Annotated in this window: 13 protein-coding genes and 1 tRNA gene; 6 read left to right on the plus strand and 8 right to left on the minus strand. The window is 37.5% G+C overall.

Annotated features, from left to right (window positions below; all coding sequences use genetic code 11):
- Positions 1-68: 68 nt before the first annotated feature.
- The 6 genes from LB076_RS07110 to LB076_RS07135 form a co-directional block, all read right to left on the minus strand.
- The gene (locus tag LB076_RS07110) at positions 69-2,459 is read right to left on the minus strand and encodes a 3-hydroxyacyl-CoA dehydrogenase/enoyl-CoA hydratase family protein (RefSeq protein WP_066334775.1); all 2,391 of its coding nucleotides are present in this window, start codon (positions 2,457-2,459) and stop codon (positions 69-71) included.
- Positions 2,460-2,588: 129 nt separating this feature from the next.
- Positions 2,589-3,032 (minus strand): MarR family winged helix-turn-helix transcriptional regulator, encoded by a 444-nt coding sequence (locus LB076_RS07115; protein ID WP_066334778.1) that lies wholly within the window; start codon positions 3,030-3,032, stop codon positions 2,589-2,591.
- Positions 3,033-3,403: 371 nt separating this feature from the next.
- The gene (locus LB076_RS07120; RefSeq protein ID WP_066334779.1) at positions 3,404-5,182 is read right to left on the minus strand and encodes an AMP-dependent synthetase/ligase; all 1,779 of its coding nucleotides are present in this window, start codon (positions 5,180-5,182) and stop codon (positions 3,404-3,406) included.
- Between the two features lie 89 nt (positions 5,183-5,271).
- On the minus strand, positions 5,272-5,718 hold the full coding sequence (locus tag LB076_RS07125; protein ID WP_066334780.1) for a hypothetical protein: 447 nt from the start codon (positions 5,716-5,718) through the stop codon (positions 5,272-5,274).
- Between the two features lie 136 nt (positions 5,719-5,854).
- A complete protein-coding gene (gene purL / locus LB076_RS07130) occupies positions 5,855-9,541 on the minus strand; it encodes a phosphoribosylformylglycinamidine synthase (protein ID WP_066334784.1) in 3,687 nt (1,228 codons plus the stop codon).
- Positions 9,542-9,647: 106 nt separating this feature from the next.
- Complete coding sequence (locus LB076_RS07135) at positions 9,648-11,165, minus strand: hypothetical protein (RefSeq protein ID WP_066334787.1); 1,518 nt, start codon at positions 11,163-11,165, stop codon at positions 9,648-9,650.
- A 116-nt stretch (positions 11,166-11,281) separates the two neighbouring features.
- Between LB076_RS07135 and LB076_RS07140 the strand changes: the two genes are divergently transcribed.
- From LB076_RS07140 to LB076_RS07155, 4 genes are all read left to right on the plus strand, one after another.
- The gene (locus LB076_RS07140) at positions 11,282-11,716 is read left to right on the plus strand and encodes a PaaI family thioesterase (RefSeq protein ID WP_066334790.1); all 435 of its coding nucleotides are present in this window, start codon (positions 11,282-11,284) and stop codon (positions 11,714-11,716) included.
- Positions 11,717-11,752: 36 nt separating this feature from the next.
- Positions 11,753-12,835 carry an isochorismate synthase gene (locus tag LB076_RS07145; RefSeq protein ID WP_066334791.1) on the plus strand — a complete coding sequence of 361 codons (1,083 nt, stop codon included), beginning with the start codon at positions 11,753-11,755 and terminating at the stop codon, positions 12,833-12,835.
- Between the two features lie 33 nt (positions 12,836-12,868).
- Entirely contained in the window at positions 12,869-13,585 is a 717-nt protein-coding gene (gene bshB1, locus LB076_RS07150; RefSeq protein ID WP_066334792.1) for a bacillithiol biosynthesis deacetylase BshB1, read from the plus strand.
- 74 nt (positions 13,586-13,659) lie between these two features.
- A tRNA-His gene (locus tag LB076_RS07155) sits at positions 13,660-13,735 on the plus strand.
- A gap of 121 nt (positions 13,736-13,856) precedes the next feature.
- Here LB076_RS07155 and LB076_RS07160 read toward each other — a convergent pair.
- Positions 13,857-14,840, minus strand: a complete 984-nt coding sequence (locus LB076_RS07160; RefSeq protein ID WP_070786762.1) for an ISAon1 family transposase — start codon at positions 14,838-14,840, stop codon at positions 13,857-13,859.
- Positions 14,821-15,186, minus strand: a complete 366-nt coding sequence (locus LB076_RS07165) for an ISAon1 family transposase N-terminal region protein (RefSeq protein ID WP_070786763.1) — start codon at positions 15,184-15,186, stop codon at positions 14,821-14,823. The genes LB076_RS07160 and LB076_RS07165 overlap by 20 nt, the downstream gene beginning before the upstream one ends.
- A gap of 444 nt (positions 15,187-15,630) precedes the next feature.
- Between LB076_RS07165 and LB076_RS07170 the strand changes: the two genes are divergently transcribed.
- Both LB076_RS07170 and LB076_RS07175 read left to right on the plus strand, forming a co-directional pair.
- Positions 15,631-16,332 carry an outer membrane beta-barrel protein gene (locus LB076_RS07170; protein WP_066336554.1) on the plus strand — a complete coding sequence of 234 codons (702 nt, stop codon included), beginning with the start codon at positions 15,631-15,633 and terminating at the stop codon, positions 16,330-16,332.
- 14 nt (positions 16,333-16,346) lie between these two features.
- On the plus strand, positions 16,347-17,078 hold the full coding sequence (locus LB076_RS07175; RefSeq protein WP_066336561.1) for an outer membrane beta-barrel protein: 732 nt from the start codon (positions 16,347-16,349) through the stop codon (positions 17,076-17,078).
- The last annotated feature ends 24 nt before the right edge of the window (positions 17,079-17,102 follow it).

Raw genomic sequence — 17,102 nt, forward strand, 5'->3', positions numbered from 1 at the left:
AAGAGTCAAGAAGAAAGTGGAGAAATAGAATTCTGTGTCTTGCTTCTTGCATCTTGGCTCTGTTTTTCTTAATTACGTAGCGGTTTCCCTTTGGTTAGCATAAATTGGATTCTCTCTAGTGTTTTTCTTTCGGTACATAATGACAAGAAAGCTTCTCGTTCTAGATCTAATAAATATTGTTCGCTTACCAATGTTGGCTCCGATAAATCACCACCAGCCATAACATACGCTAGTTTGTTTGCAATTTTCTTATCGTGCTCCGAGATGTATTTGCCTGCCTCCATTTGGTCTGTTCCTACTAAGAACATCCCTAAAGCTTGTTTTCCTAATACTTTTACGTCAGTTCTACGTATTGGTTGGGTGTAGCCAGCTTCGGCCATTAGTAACGCATGTTTCTTTGCTTCGGCAATTTGACGGTCTTTGTTCACCACAATAACATCTTTACCGTGTTGTAATAGTCCAGTGTCAAAGGCTTCATAACCAGATGTGGATACTTTTGCCATAGCAATAGTCAAGAAATACTCTTGCAATACATTGAGCTCTACGTCATTTTTATGGAATAAATCAGAAGCACGCAATGCAAGTTCCTTAGAACCACCACCACCCGGAATCACACCTACACCAAACTCCACTAATCCCATGTACGTTTCTGCTGCAGCTACCACTTTATCAGCATGTAAGCTCATTTCGCATCCACCACCAAAGGTCATTCCGTGTGGTGCAACCACAACCGGAATAGAGGAGTAGCGCACACGCATCATGGTGTCTTGGAATAGTTTGATAGCCATATTCAACTCATCATACTCTTGCTCCACGGCCATCATAAAGATCATACCAATGTTTGCACCTACTGAGAAGTTTCCGGCTTGATTGCCAATAACCAAACCTTGGTATTCTTTTTCGGCTAAATCAATAGCTTTGTTGATCGCTTGTAAAACGTCACCGCCAATAGTATTCATTTTTGAAAGGAACTCTAAGTTGATGATTCCATCACCTAGATCAGTAATTACTCCACCACTGTTGCTCCATATTTTTTTGCTTTCGCGAATGTTATTCAGAATAATAAAAGCATCTTGTCCAGGAACTTTTACTTGTGCTTTTGCAGGAATGCTGTAAAAATACGTTGCACCATCGGCAACAGTGTAGAAGCTTTTGTTTCCAGCAGCTAGCATATCAGTTACCCAAGCAGCTGGTTCGAGACCTTCGGCTTTCATGATTTCAATTCCTTTTTCAACTCCAATGGCATCCCAAATTTCGAATGGGCCATTTTCCCAACCAAAACCAGCTTTCATGGCATCGTCGATTTTGTATAACTCATCCGATATTTCAGGAATACGGTTAGAAACATACGCAAACATACCCGCAAAACTCTTGCGGTAAAATTCGCCCGCTTTGTCTTTTCCTTTTACCAATACTTTAAAACGGTTGATTGGTTTATCAATAGATTTCGTTAATTCAAGCGTTGCAAACGATGCTTTTTTAGCGGCTCTGTATTCTAAAGTATCTAGGTCTAAAGTCAGAATTTCTTTCCCTTCTTTTTTATAAAAACCTTGACCTGTTTTGCTTCCTAACCATTTATTCTCCATCATTTTAGTAACAAAATCAGGGAGTTTAAACAAGTCGTGTTGCTCATCATTAGGGCAATTTTCGTAGATTCCGTTAGCAACATGTACTAAAGTATCGAGTCCAACCACGTCTACAGTTCTAAAAGTAGCTGATTTTGGACGACCAATAACCGGTCCAGTCAATTTGTCTACCTCTTCGATAGTCAACCCCAATTCTTTAACTAAATGAAACAAACTCTGGATTCCGTAAATTCCAATACGGTTTCCAATAAATGCAGGAGTATCTTTGGCAACAACCGAAGTTTTTCCCAAAAATTTCTCTCCATATGTTGTAAGAAAATCCAAAACTTCAGTCGAAGTTTGTGGACCAGGAATAATCTCAAATAATTTCAGGTAACGCGCAGGGTTAAAAAAGTGCGTTCCACAAAAGTGTTTCTGGAAATCCTCACTTCTTCCTTCACTCATAAAGTGAATAGGAATCCCCGAGGTATTAGACGTAATCAACGTTCCTGGTTTTCGGTATTTTTCTACCTGCTCCAAGACCAGTTTTTTAATATCCAATCTTTCCACAACTACCTCAATAATCCAGTCTGCAGTAGCAATTTTGGCCATATCATCCGTAGTATTTCCTGTGGTAATACGGCTAGCAAATTTCTGACTATAAATAGGCGAGGGCTTTGATTTTAAAGCATTTGCCAAATGGTCGTTAACCAATCGGTTTCTAACTATGGTATCCTCTAAGGATAATCCTTTTTTGGTTTCTGCCTCAGTTAATTCTCTCGGAAGAATATCTAGTAGTAAAACCTCCACACCAATGTTGGCAAAATGGCAGGCAATACCAGAACCCATAATTCCGGACCCGATTACAGCAACTTTTTTAATTGTGCGTTTCATACGTAGTTTTTATTTTTTTTATATTAGAATAAATAGTGTTCTATAATTGGTACACCGTGCTCCAAACGGTATTCTGTATTACAAAAGGTTCTTGTTTTGTGTACCCAAAACAGCGCCCATTATTTGTTTTTATTCCGTAGGATAAAAAATATTTTTTTCCTGAATCAATTCATTAATGGTCTCGGCAACTTCAATAAAATGTTGTAATTTCTCTTCAGAGATATTCCCTCTAATGGTATCATTAAATTGCAAAACCGTTTTTTTAGACAATTCTCTTTTCTGTTTCCCAAAAGGGGTCAAATAAATTAAAACACCCCGGCCATCCTGCGGATTTTTTTTTCTAATAATAAGCCCTTTATCCTCCATAGACTTCAAGGTTCTAGTCAAACTAGTAGCCTCCATGCCCATTTTTGGTCCCAAGGCAGTAGATGGCGTGCCGCCCTCCTTATCAATACTCAGTAGAGCAAAACCAGTAGCCATACTAGCATCGTATTTAGAAGCCTCCTCATTATACATCCTTGCCACTGCTTGCCAAGTAGCGCGCAAAATGTAATCTATCGTTTTATCTTTCATAATTTAGGTAATCGATTCCAAATATACTTAAAAATACTATGCATGCATAATAAAAAAAGCTATTTTTTTGTTAAGAATCCTTAAATATAAAAAAAATCAATTACATAATTACAGCAACTATTTTTTAGTTTTGCTTCAGTGGGCGTATCCTTGCGTAAAAACTTCAGGTCGGGCTGTCCGTTATATCTTTTAAGTAGCCCCCAAAACCTGGGGACTACTTAAAAGGATGCCACTACCATCCCTTACGCAGCTACATCTGAGCTCTTGTTATAAAAACCATTGCATTAGAACATTCGTGTAACAGCAGGCCATTTTTGAGTAAAAAAAAACTATAAAAAAACCACGAATTGAAGTTCGTGGTTTAGTATATGTTATAGGTTATGGTAAATTTTCTGATACAACGCATCGTATTGTTGCAAAATAATTTTACGTTTCAGTTTTAAAGTAGGAGTCAAATGCCCTCCCTCAATAGACCATATATCGGGTGTTAATTCAAAACGTTTAATTTGTTCCCAATGTCCAAATTTGGTATTGATTTGATCGATTTCTTCTTGAATACGACGTATCACATTCTCATTACAGACAATCTCTTGGTTAGTTGTGCCAATATCTAATTTGTGGATAACAGCCCATTCTTTCACAAATTCAAAATTAGGCTGAATGAATGCGGCAGGCATTTTTTGCCCTTCACCAATAACCATTATTTGTTCAATAAAACGAGACTGTTTCATAGTGTTCTCAACAATTTGGGGCGCTATGTATTTACCACCAGAGGTTTTGAACATTTCTTTCTTTCTATCCGTAATTTTCAAAAAACCCTCTTTGTCCAACTCACCAATATCTCCCGTATGGAAATACCCATCCACAATTACTTCGTTGGTTAGTTTTTCATCTTTAAAATATCCCAACATAACATTCGGGCCTTTGCACAAAATTTCGCCATCCTCTGCAATGCGAACCGTTACATTACGAATCACCTTACCTACAGTTCCTACCTTAAAGCCTCTGTTTCGTAAATCATTTACAGCAATAACAGGGGAGGTTTCGGTTAAACCATAGCCTTCCATTACCGGAATTTCAGCGGCAGCAAAAACACGTGTTAATCTGGTTTGCAAAGCAGCGCTTCCGGATACCATTAAATCTAAATTACCGCCCAAACCTTCTTTCCATTTACTAAAAATAAGTTTGCGAGCAATTTTTAATTGAAATTCATACCAAAAACCATTAGCTCCATAAGGTTCGTAACGCAACCCTAAATCAATAGCCCAGAAAAACAAGCTTTTTTTGATTCCTGTCAATTCCGTTCCTTTGGCATATATTTTATCATAGACTTTTTCGAGCAACCTAGGCACTGCAGTAATTACGGTCGGTTTTACTTCTTTTAGGTTGTCACTGATTTTTTCAATAGACTCTCCAAAATAAATAGAAACACCATAGTATTGGTATAAATACAGAATCATTCTTTCAAAAATATGACATACTGGCAAAAAGCTCAACGCCTTGCTGTTTCCTGCTTCAAAAGGGATGCGTTCTGCACTATTTAAAACATCCGAAACAATATTTGCATGAGATAACATCACTCCTTTTGGTCTTCCGGTGGTTCCAGAAGTATAAATAATTGTGGCTAAATCATCGGTTTGGATGCTGTCTTTGCATTTTTCAACGTCTCCTTGGTTGCTTTGATCTTGACCCAGTTGCAATAGCTCTTCCCAGTTTTTGCAGCCCTCAATTGTATCAAAAGAATAGACCTCTTTCAGTAACGGCACTTTTTCTCGAATGCGGTTTACTTTGGCAAATACTTCTTGGTCCGATACAAAGCAATAAGTAGCCTCAGAATGGTTTAAGATATATTCATAATCTTGTTCCGAAATAGTGGGATAAATAGGCACTGTTTGGGCTGCAGTTTGCAGAATACCAATGTCCATAATATTCCATTCGGTTCTATTATTGGAAGAAATTATAGCAATTTTATCTCCTTTTTGAATGCCCATTTTTAAGAGCGCTCTAGATATTGTGTTGGCTTTATGGAGGTATTCTTGGGTGGATGTTTTAATCCAGACCCCATCTTTTTTGGTTACTAAGGCATCCTCTATAGCGTATTTTTCTTTTTGATAATATGGAAAATCAAAAAGTCTAGTAATTGTAACCATGGCTTTGAAATTATTGTTTGTATGGAATTAAAGGTAATTAATATTTAATTAAAAAAAAATTTTATATTTTTTTTATAAAAAAAACAAAATTACTCGTCTTCTTTGTAGGATTTTTCACGTTCCCCAGAGATAAACATTTTCTTTTTCTTAAAATGTATAGAAAACTGTACTTCATTCCATTCTACAATTTGTTCTGTTTGTGATTCTGCGGCATCGGTTTTGTACCATAGAGTATAAACGGCACTGTCAAATCCTTCTCTAAATTTGGGTATGCCTTTTTGGGAGCATTCAATACCCCAGACCATTCTTTTTTCTGGTTGGTTATGGAGTTGGTAAATTCCGGAGCCATTATCATTTAAGCTAACAATAGGCCCACTCTCTCCCTCAAACAAATACGTCCCAGATACAGGATACCCAATGGTTGTGGTGATATAATGGGTTTTGTTTTTAACCTCAATTGGAGTAACAATAACTTGCGAAAAAAGATTGGGTGTTGCTGCTAAAATTAAAAAAAGCATTATTTTTTTGAGTTGCATAAATAAAAGTAGTTTTGGGGTTAATAATATTTTAAAAAGCAAGTATATAACATTTTTTATTAAAATAACAAAAACAGTATTGTTTTTATAAAAAAAGCGCTCAGTTTAAAAATTTCTGAACGCTTTTGTGTATCTATTAAAACTTATTTTTTTCAACCCATTTTCGGGCATTTACAAAGGCTTCGTGCCATGGCGAAACTTCATCGTTTCGGTCTTTTGGATAATGTGCCCAGTTCCATTGAAACGTAGAACGCTCAATATGTGGCATCATTACTAAGTGGCGGCCTGTTGTATCGCATAACATGGCAGTGTTAAAATCCGATCCGTTTGGATTTGCTGGATAGCTATCGTAACCATATTTTCCTACAATGTTGTAGTTTTCTTCTCCCATCGGAAGCTGGAATTTTCCTTCTCCATGAGATACCCAAACTCCCAAAGTACTTCCTGCTAGGCTAGCCAACATTACGGATTTGTTTTCTTGTACCGTAACAGAAGTAAAAATACTTTCGTGTTTTTGGCTGTCATTGTGTAGCATTTTTCCGTGTACTTTATGCTCAGGATTGATTACTTCTAACTCCATAAACAGCTGGCATCCATTACAAATACCTACTGATAATGTGTCTTGGCGTTTAAAGAAATTTTGTAAGGCAGTATTGGCTTTTTCGTTGTATTTAAAAGCACCAGCCCAACCTTTTGCAGAGCCCAATACATCTGAGTTAGAAAATCCACCAACGGCACCTATAAACTGAATGTCTTCTAAGGTTTCTCTTCCGGATATTAAATCCGTCATGTGGACGTCTTTAACATCAAAACCAGCCAGATACATTGCGTTGGCCATTTCGCGCTCTGAGTTGCTTCCTTTTTCACGGATAATTGCTGCTTTTGGTCTTGGTTTTGAGGCGTCTATTACGGGTTTTTTACCAGTAAAATGAGTTGGAAATTGGTAGCGTAACGCTTGGTTTTTATAATTATCAAAACGCGCTTGTGCTGTGGCGTTTTTGGATTGTTTTTGGTCTAATAAAAAAGAGGTTTGAAACCAAATATCTCTATATTTTGCAATATCTAATTGGCAAGGTCCAAAGTCTAAAGTGGCTTGAGAGGTCGCGCTTCCAAGTTTGTAGAAATCAACCCCAGCTGTATGTAATTTGTTCTCTAAAACGGTATCTTCTTTGGCTTGAAAAACAAGACCAATATTCTCAGCAAATAAATATTTAATAATGTCTTTTTCTTCAAAAACTGAAAAATCTATTTTGGCTCCCAAATTTACATCCGCAAAACACATCTCGAGCAGGGTAGTAATCAAACCACCACTTCCAATATCGTGTCCTGCTAAAATTTGATTGTCCAAAATTAACTCTTGAATTGCGTGGAACGCTTTTTTGAAAAAAGCAGCATCTTGAATGGTTGGAGCCTCTTTTCCAATTTTATTCAAGGTTTGTGCAAAAGAAGATCCTCCTAGTTTAAATTGGTCTTGAGATAAATTAATATAGTAAATAGATCCGCCCCCTTTTTGAAGTACGGGCTCGACTACTTTTTGAATATCGGTACAGTTTCCGGCAGCCGAAATAATTACAGTTCCAGGTGCAATCACTTCTTCGTTAGGGTATTTTTGTTTCATAGAAAGGGAGTCTTTTCCGGTTGGAATATTTACTCCTAATGCAATTGCAAAATCAGAACAACTCTCTACCGCAGCATACAAACGAGCATCTTCGCCTTCGTTTTTGCAGGCCCACATCCAGTTGGCAGATAATGAAATGCCTTTTAGTCCGTCTTTTATAGGTGCCCAAATAATATTGGATAAGGCTTCGGCAATAGCGGTTCTGCTTCCTGCTACAGGATCAATTAGGGCTGCCACAGGAGAGTGTCCTATTGCGGTAGCAATACCTTCTTTTCCGTTATAATCTAAGGCCATAACGCCACAATTGTTTAGAGGCAATTGTAGTGGTCCAGCAGTTTGTTGTTTGGCTACCTTTCCGCCTACACAACGGTCTACTTTGTTGGTCAACCAGTCTTTGCAGGCTACTGCTTCGAGCTGTAGTACCTGTTCTAGATAGCTAGAAATATTCTTTACGCTGTATTCTAAATCTTCGTATTTTCGGTCAATGGTGGTATCCTTCATAACCACTTTTGGAGAGCTGCCAAAGAAATCTTCTAAGGCAAAATCCATTGGTTTTGCTCCAGTTGTTTTGGATTCAAATGTAAAACGATGGTCCCCAGTTACGGTACCAACTTGGTACATTGGAGCACGCTCTCTATCTGCAATACGTTGTAAGGTTGCTAGGTCTTTTTGGCCAATAACCAATCCCATTCTTTCTTGAGACTCATTTCCAATGATTTCTTTTGCAGATAGGGTAGGGTCTCCCACCGGAAGTTGGTCTAAATCAATGCAACCTCCGGTATCTTCTACTAATTCAGAAAGGCAGTTTAAGTGTCCTCCTGCACCGTGATCATGTATAGATACAATTGGGTTTGCATCGCTCTCGACTAAACCTCGGATGGCATTGGCGGTACGTTTTTGCATCTCTGGGTTAGAACGCTGTATGGCATTGAGTTCAATACCGGAGTTAAATGCGCCAGTATCTGCAGACGAAACTGCTGCTCCACCCATTCCAATTCTATAGTTTTCGCCGCCCAAAATAACAATTTCATCTCCAGTTTGAGGTGTTTTTTTCAGAGCTTGTTCTTGTTTTCCGTATCCAATTCCTCCGGCTTGCATGATTACTTTATCAAAACCGAGCTTGCGGGCGTCTTCTTGGTGTTCAAAGGTCAGGATAGACCCCGTAATTAAGGGTTGTCCAAATTTATTCCCAAAATCGGAGGCCCCATTAGAGGCTTTTATTAAAATATCCATTGGGGTTTGGTACAACCATTTTCTTTCGTCCATAGCCTGTTCCCAAGGTCTGTTGTTTTCTAAACGGGAGTAAGAGGTCATGTAAACGGCTGTTCCGGCTAGAGGCAAAGAACCTTGTCCGCCTGCAAGACGGTCTCTTATTTCTCCTCCAGAACCGGTGGCAGCACCATTAAATGGCTCCACTGTTGTAGGAAAATTATGTGTTTCTGCTTTTAAAGAAATAACCGAATCAAATTCTTTAATGGCATAAAAATCTGGTTTATCGGCGCTTTTGGGTGCAAATTGTGCTACGCGTGGCCCTTTTACAAAAGCAACGTTATCCTTGTATGCAGATACAATATCGTTGGGGTTTTCTTGAGAGGTTTTTTTTATCATTTTAAATAAAGAAGCAGGTTTTTCTTCTCCATCAATAATAAAGGTACCGTTAAATATTTTGTGACGGCAGTGTTCTGAATTGGCTTGCGAAAAACCAAAAATCTCAGAATCGGTCAATTTTCGTCCTAATTTAAGGGCAAGGTTGTCTAAATAGGTTACTTCTTCAGGGCTCAAAGACAAGCCTTCTTTAGCGTTGTAAGCTGCAATATCTGCAATGTCCAAAATTGCTTCGGGAGTGCTGTTTACAGTAAATAGCGATTGGTTGAGCTCGGTATATTTTTGCGAAAGCATGGGATCAAAGTCCGTAAAGTCTTTGGATACTCTCTTAAATTCTTCAATTCTAATGATTCCAGAAATACCCATATTCTGAGTGATCTCTACCGCATTGGTGCTCCAAGGGGTAACCATAGTAGCACGTGGGCCAACAAAAAAATCCGTCAATACGGATTTCTCTATTTTATGTGCATTGGCAAAAAGCCAGTTTAATTTTGAAATATCTTGAGCTGAAATTTCGTTTTGCGTTTGCTCTGCCAGTTTGCTATTGCTTGTGTGTACCGCAAAAATAGTGTTGCTTTGGTTTTCAAAGAAATGGATCATTGTTGTGTCGTTTGTTGTAATGTGATGCAAATTTAGTTAAAAAAACAGTAAGAGCAAGTGCAATGAATACTTTTTAAAAGAGGGGCTCTTGTTTTAAATAATGGCGTTATTTTTTGAATTCGTTACTTTGGTATGCGCCCAAATCTGGTGGGAGTGTTCTACTGCTGCCCAGAATATCTAACGGGATTAAATACGCCGGATTACCTTTTGCGTAAGCGCCAGAGGTGGCATCAATGTGGAGTTTGTTTTTGGTGGTGTTTAAAAAATTAGGATTTTGATTCAAAATAATACCAGTATAGTGGCTTGGATCTGTTTGAAATTGGTATTGAGCTTGGGTGCTTTTGGGATTGAATTTTAATAAACAATGGTTAAATTGGTAGTTAAACGCTGCTGTTGGTTTTGAAGATAATTGCAACTCATTGGTATTGTTGCCATAAATAATACAGTTGTTAAAGGTGGCTTTGGTTAGGTCTTTGGTGTCTGTGGCGGGGCTATCTTGGTGGTTGCTAATTGCCACGGCAAGGTGGGAGTTGTTGTTCCAGTTGTTGTTAAATGTGGCGTGTGTAAATTGATAATCTCCACCATAGTAACAAGATAAAGCGGCTATTCCGGCTCCGTTGATGGCTAAGTTTTGGGCCTCAATACGTGCTGTTTGTGCCAATATGCCATAATTGGCACAATTGTAAATTTGGCTGTTTTTGATACTTACGGTGGTTCCGTCGTTGTCCTGAATGCGTAGTCCGATGGTAGCATTTTTGATGGTAAGATGCGTAATGCTGTGGTTGGTGCTGCCTTTGGTTAACCAAATGGTGCCCCATTGACCAGGTAGGTTGGCGTATTCTGGCTCCAAGCGGTCTGCCTCAAAGATAACTTGATTTTCTAGGGCGTTGGTGGTGGAGGGGGTTCCGTTTATTTGTAGTGTAGCGTTTTCGGTAACTACTAATCCAGAATTGTTATGAAAATAAACCCGACTACCTGCATCGAACAAAACTGTTTTGCCTTTGGGTACTGCAGCATACCCATAAATAACGTAGGCTTTTTGGTTGGTAAAATGCAGTTCGTTGCCGTTTATGGGGTCTTTGGGGTCTAAATAAAAACCGTTCAATTTTTGGCCGTCTATCAAAGGTAGTGTTTCGGTGGTGCCATCAGCAAAACGCTGTGGATATAAAAAAAAGGCGTCTTTGACCAAGGTAACCAGCGGAATGGTTTGCAGGTTTTGTCCAGAATCAAATTCAATTTTGTCAGTATAGAGATAATCTGAGGCATTTGCATCGGTACTGCTTGCGGTAGTTTCAATAAAAATATAAAGACTGTCTTTGGCAAGTAGGGTTACGTTGGTAAACAATTTACCTTGATTGTCTTGCCTGCCATCTACAGTCATGCGGTATTTGGAGAGCAGGCCTCTTTCGAGCTTAATGCTCGGAATAGTAATGTCTTTTTTGGATCGGTTGTATACCTTTAATCGGTACGTGCTAGAGCCAATGTTCGAAAAAACCGTATCCAAATATATAATGTCTCTCGAAAAAGCTAGTTTTCCGTCACTAGCCACAGTATCAAAATCAGACCTGCAAGCAGCTGTGAGTAATAAGATAGTAATAAGAAACGGTAAAGTTACGTAGCGCATGGTCTTTGTTTTTTTGTAAAAATAAGAAAAAACTAATTTGGTTGGATAATAAGCGGCCTATTTCCTGTTTAGTGTATTATCTTTTATTTATTTTTACATTCTTAAGTATAAAAAAAATGACTTTAGATAAAAATAAAATAGTAGCGTATTGCAATGCGTTTTCCAAAAACACCTTGATGGAAACATTAAACATTGAATATATAGATGCAGGAGAGGGGTTTTTGGTAGCCAAAATGCCTGTAAATCCATCGGTACACCAGCCCATGGGATTGTTGCACGGTGGCGCCTCGGTGGCATTGGCCGAAAGTGTGGGTAGTGCGGCTTCTCATTTTTTTATTGATGCCAAAGAGCAAGAAGTTAGAGGTATCGAAATTTCGGCAAATCATTTAAAAAGCATTCGCGAAGGAGTAGTTTATGCTACCGCCCGAATTGTTCATAAAGGAAAAACCTTGCACCTCTGGGAGATTAAAATAACCGACGAGGAGGACAACTTAATTTCGTTGTGTAAATTAACCAATATGGTTTTGAACAAAACAAAACCGCAAGAGTAGTTTTTTAGTAATAATGTAGGCTTAAAAAAAGTACAGATGATTGATTTTTTCATAAAAGTAAAACAACAAGAAGCGCAAAATTTACCTTTTGTTATTTATAAAAAACCAAACAAAGATAAATTGGTAGGCTACTTTCAAAAAAACGACCATTTATTTTTTGCAGAAAGTCTAGAAGAAACCGGTTTTGTTTTTGCTCCTTTTGAAAACAATCAAATGCTCCTTCTGCCTAAAGAACAAACCGTTAAGGTAGAGTCTAAAATGAGTGTGGTCAAACTAAAAACAGCAGAGAATGCTGAGATACCTAAAAACAATACTGGCAAGGCTGCCTTTAAAGCCTTGGTGCAAAAAGCATTAGACAGTATTGCTGCCTCGGAGATGCGCAAGGTGGTGGTGTCTCGGAAAGAAGTAGTTTCGGTTCCGGATTTTGAGTTAGTTTCTGTTTTTACAAAGTTGTTACAGAGCTATCCAACTGCTTTTTGCTATTGTTGGTACCATCCTAAAATAGGAATGTGGATAGGAGCCACACCAGAACATTTGTTGTTTGCCAAAAAAAAGCGATTCTATACCATGGCTCTTGCCGGAACACAAAAATTTGAAAACACCACCGAAGTGGTCTGGAACTCTAAAGAAAAAGACGAGCAACAATTTGTTACAGACTTTATTATTGAAAACCTAAGCGAAATTACCACTGAAATTGCGGTATCTAGTCCATATACTTTGCAGGCAGGCAATTTGGTACACATAAAAACAGATATAGAAGGCATTGTTAATGCAAATTCTAATTTAAAACAAGTAGTATCCGTATTGCATCCCACCCCAGCAGTTTGCGGCTTACCTAAGGCTATTGCACAAAAATTTTTGTTAGAAAACGAAAGTTATTCTAGAGAATACTATACTGGTTTTTTGGGAGAACTCAATAAAAGGGGTATTAAAAATGAAAAAGTACAATCGGACTTGTATGTCAATTTGCGTTGCATGAAAATAGAAAAAGACATTCAATTAGGCACCACAAAAGCACATTTATACATGGGTTGTGGGATTACCAAAGATAGTGACCCTCAAAAAGAATGGAAAGAAAGCGTGAATAAATCCATGACTATGAAAAAAATACTGTTTTGATGCATAGTAAAAATAAGAGATAAATAAAACAAGATGAAATTAGATATAGTAGCCTTTGGAGCACATCCAGATGACGTAGAATTGGGTTGTGCAGGAACTTTGCTTAAAGAAATGTCTTTAGGTAAAAAAGTAGGAATTATAGATTTGACCCGCGGTGAGTTAGGAACAAGAGGTTCTGCCGAAATTAGAGACCAAGAAGCCCATGCAGCAGCACAGATTTTGGGAGTTTCGGTGCGAGAAAATCTAAACATGCGAGATGGTTTTTTTGTGAATGACGAAAAACATCAGTTAGAGATAGTCAAAATAATCCGAAAATACCAGCCCGAAATAGTATTGTGTAACGCCATAGAAGACCGACACATAGACCATGGCAAAGGGAGTAAGTTAGTTTCGGATGCCTGTTTTTTGTCTGGATTGGTAAAAATAGAAACCTTTTTAGAAGGACAAAAACAAGCTGCTTGGCGCCCAAAGGTGGTGTACCATTATATTCAGTGGAAAAATATAGAACCCGATTTTGTAGTAGATATTACGGGTTTTACAGACCAAAAAATCCAAGCCATACTTGCTTATGGATCTCAGTTTTATGATAAAAATTCTAAAGAACCAGAATCTCCAATTAGCTCCAAGAACTTTTTGGAAAGCCTTACCTATCGTTCTAGAGACCTAGGACGCTTAGTAGGGGTAGACCATGGCGAAGGATTTACAACCGAAAGGTATTTGGCAGTCAATAGTTTAGGGGATTTGGTGTAAAAATGTTGTATTTTTTTTAAAAAAAAGTTTGCAAAAGTAAACTTTAGTTGTATCTTTGCCACCGCTAAGCAAATGGTGGTTGTAGCTCAGTTGGTTAGAGCATCGGTTTGTGGTACCGAGGGTCGCGGGTTCGAGCCCCGTCTCCCACCCAGAAAGTAAAAGCCTTGAAGAAATTCAAGGCTTTTTTTGTGCCCTAAATTTTGGGTCTATAAGGTAGTTTAGGGATCAATCCCAAAACGGATCAATCCCAAAACCTGTGGAGCGACAAGAATTAGGCATAAATATTAGTTAGCCTAAAAAGAAAGAATTCTACATTTCTAACACCTCTAAACTGAGATTTAAATGCTTTTATTTTTGCATTGAACGATTCAGCCGAAGCATTAGTACTTCTGTTATCAAAATAGTTTAATATGGTTTGATAATGATTCATTATCGATCTTGAGATTGTACCGAAAGACTTAAATCCTGATTGATTTACTTTTTCATGCCATTTAGCTAGTCTGGCAAAACCAATGATTTTATCGGTTGTGTTTTCAAAAATGTTCCGTAATCCTTGAGATAGATTGTAAGCTTCTTTTATGTCGGGATATAAATCAAACAACAATAATGCTCGTTGTAATTGATTCGCCGTCCATTTTGATTTATTCTTGTATAAGAAATACCTACTTCTAGCAAGTAACTGCTTAATAGTATCTCCATTAGTCAATACTTCAGGCTCAAACCTTTTCTTGTTTTTCTTCGCTTTTTCGATGGCTTCATTTTCCTGGTCAATGGCTTGCCAGCGGTATTTGATCCTGATTTCTTGTAAAGCCTCTAACGCTAATTTTTGCACATGGAATCTATCTGTGACACGAGTGGTATTAGGGAAACATTTTTTAGCAATCAATCCCATGTTTGCCGCCATGTCAAGAGTTATTTCGGTAACAGAATTTCGTAGTTTAAGCGGTATTTTTTCAATAACACTAATAACTGTTTCCGCTTTAGTTCCTGCAATCATAGCCACTATAGTTCCTTTCTTTCCCTTTCCAGCTTTGTTGGTCAAAATAGTATAGAGTTCGCCATTGGACAAGGAGGTTTCGTCAATTGATAAGCGTTTGCCTATGTTTTCTGGAAATATAAGCCATTGTTTTGCGTGTAGTTTTTGATCCCATATTTTGAAATCACTTAAGAAATCTTTGTATTGATGTTGTAGGTTTTTACCGCTAACGCCATAGAAAGAGGCGATAGCATTGCAATCATTTGGGCTGGAATCTATGGATCTCTTTTAAAAAAGACGCAAACTCCTGTGTCACCCGAGTTCCGTCTGCTACTAAATTCCAATCTCTAAAAACTACTTTTCCAGTATCTTCATTCAGCCATCTTCTTCGAGTGATATGAAGATATACCTGATGCCCACGAATAGGGAAATCCTGAACTGTTATTTCATCAAAGAATCCTTTTGAGCTCAATTTTGATTGTCGATGTTCTTTAGGAATTGAATTAATCTCCTTTAAGTAAAGATGAAGTATCTCTTCCTCTTTTTTATAGGAAGTCAGTTCAAAGTAGTCTACTATGATTTCAGGAAGTAACAACTTGAGAAGGTCGACAAAAGAATCTTGCATTTGTATCTGATTTGGAAATACAAATATCTAAATTTTTATATTTCCCCACAACTTTTAGACTTGATCCCGGATCGGATCAAGCGCAAAAGTTGGGGACTATGCAAATAATTTAGTTAATTTAAACAGGAAGAAATCTACTTTTCGTGTATCAAGCGCAAAAGTTGGGGATTATCCAAAAACCTGAGATCAATCCCAAAACTGGAACTAGCGGCAAGATTGGAGACGCCATTTACTCCAAAACACCATTGTATAATTAATGCAAATTATTTATTAAGATATTTCAATTTTTTTTAGTGCTGGCATACGTAAGCCAACCCCTGATTTTAATGGGGTTTTAAGAGATTGTGTTAATAAGAGGTAATTTATTGTGAATTTTCTTGTTTTTTTTGTAAAAAATATATTTATAATTAAATTATTAATAGTTACATTCGCCAAAAAAACCGCATGAAAGTAACGTTATACGTATTTATTTATACCTTTTTTTTTACTAGTTCGTTTTATGCTCAAAACCAAACCAATATTACTTATGGGTTAAAACTCGGGGGCTTGTATTCTGGTATCAGCAATCTACCCGAAAACATTAAGGGTAGAGATAATTCGTTGGATAATAGCACTATGGAAACCCAAGGAATTTACGGTATAGAAGGTGGTTTTTTTGTAAATTTTAAACTTCACGATACGCGTGTAGCCATACAACCAGAAATTTTATTCCGACAATCTGGAGCCAAAGTTAGTTATCAAGATACCGTAGGAAAAGAGTTTGATCTGGGGTTTCATTATTCGTATATACAACTAGGTGCTTTGTATAAAGTATATCCTTACGAAGGCTTAAACTTAGGTTTTGGCGCTTTTTACGGAATCAATATTGCACCTAATGCGATTAGCTATACCTCTAATCAATTTGGAGGAATGTATGATGTTGCTACCAGGCAATTTTATCAAGACGGCTTAGACGGTACGGATGATTTTTCTACCTGTTTTGCCTTAGGTTATGAATTGCACCAGAGCATCCATTTTGATTTACGGTATTATCTAGGTGTGAAAGATATGGTAAAAAGCAATTCGGCTTCGTTTCAATTTATCGAAAATCAAAACAAAAGCACTGTTATTTGCTTTTCGGTAGGCTATAGTTTTCATCAATGGTAAATTTTATAAAAAAAATGAAAAAAATTATTTTACTTCTTCTTCTAATAAGCTCAAAAACAATTTTTGCTCAAGGAGACCGAGAGATTACCTATGGCCTTTTTGTAGGAGCAATACATTCCACCATGTCTAATCTTCCGGATGTAATTGTGCCAAAAGGGGTTTTTAAAGGCTATACTTTGGATACCAAAGGTAAATTTGGTACTACAGCTGGATTTAAGATTAATTGGAAATACCCTTATGCCAAAGTAAGTGTTCAAACAGAAGTTTTGTATTCCAACCAAGGGACGGATTTAAATTATAAAGATAACAAAGGACTTATATACAAAACCAATTTTGGGTATAGTTATTTAAATTTTGGCGCACAGTTTAAATTTTATCCTTTCGAAGGGTTTTATATCGGTTTAGGCCCTTATGTAGGTTTTAGTCTCAATAGCGATAATATACACTATAGTTCCAATAGTGCGGTCGTTTTTGGCAATTCTGAAGCTAATTTTGAGCCAGATGCTACCGTAGAAAAGGTTTTAAAAGAGTCCTTAACGGCAAAGAACTTTTTTTATGGAACCTTTGCTACAGGCTACGAATTTAGTAACAATCTATCCATTGGAGCCAGGTATAATCTGGGGCTTACAGATGGATTAACCACCGAAGAAAACGGGCATCGCTATAAGGAGAATGCTAATAAAATTAACAGCATATCTTTGGTAATAGGCTATAGCTTTAATTTTGATGATTTAGGTAATTTTTAATCCATACTATTCTTAACAACAGCT

The organism is Flavobacterium crassostreae (genome assembly GCF_001831475.1).
In the GTDB taxonomy this organism is placed as follows: Bacteria; Bacteroidota; Bacteroidia; order Flavobacteriales; family Flavobacteriaceae; genus Flavobacterium; species Flavobacterium crassostreae.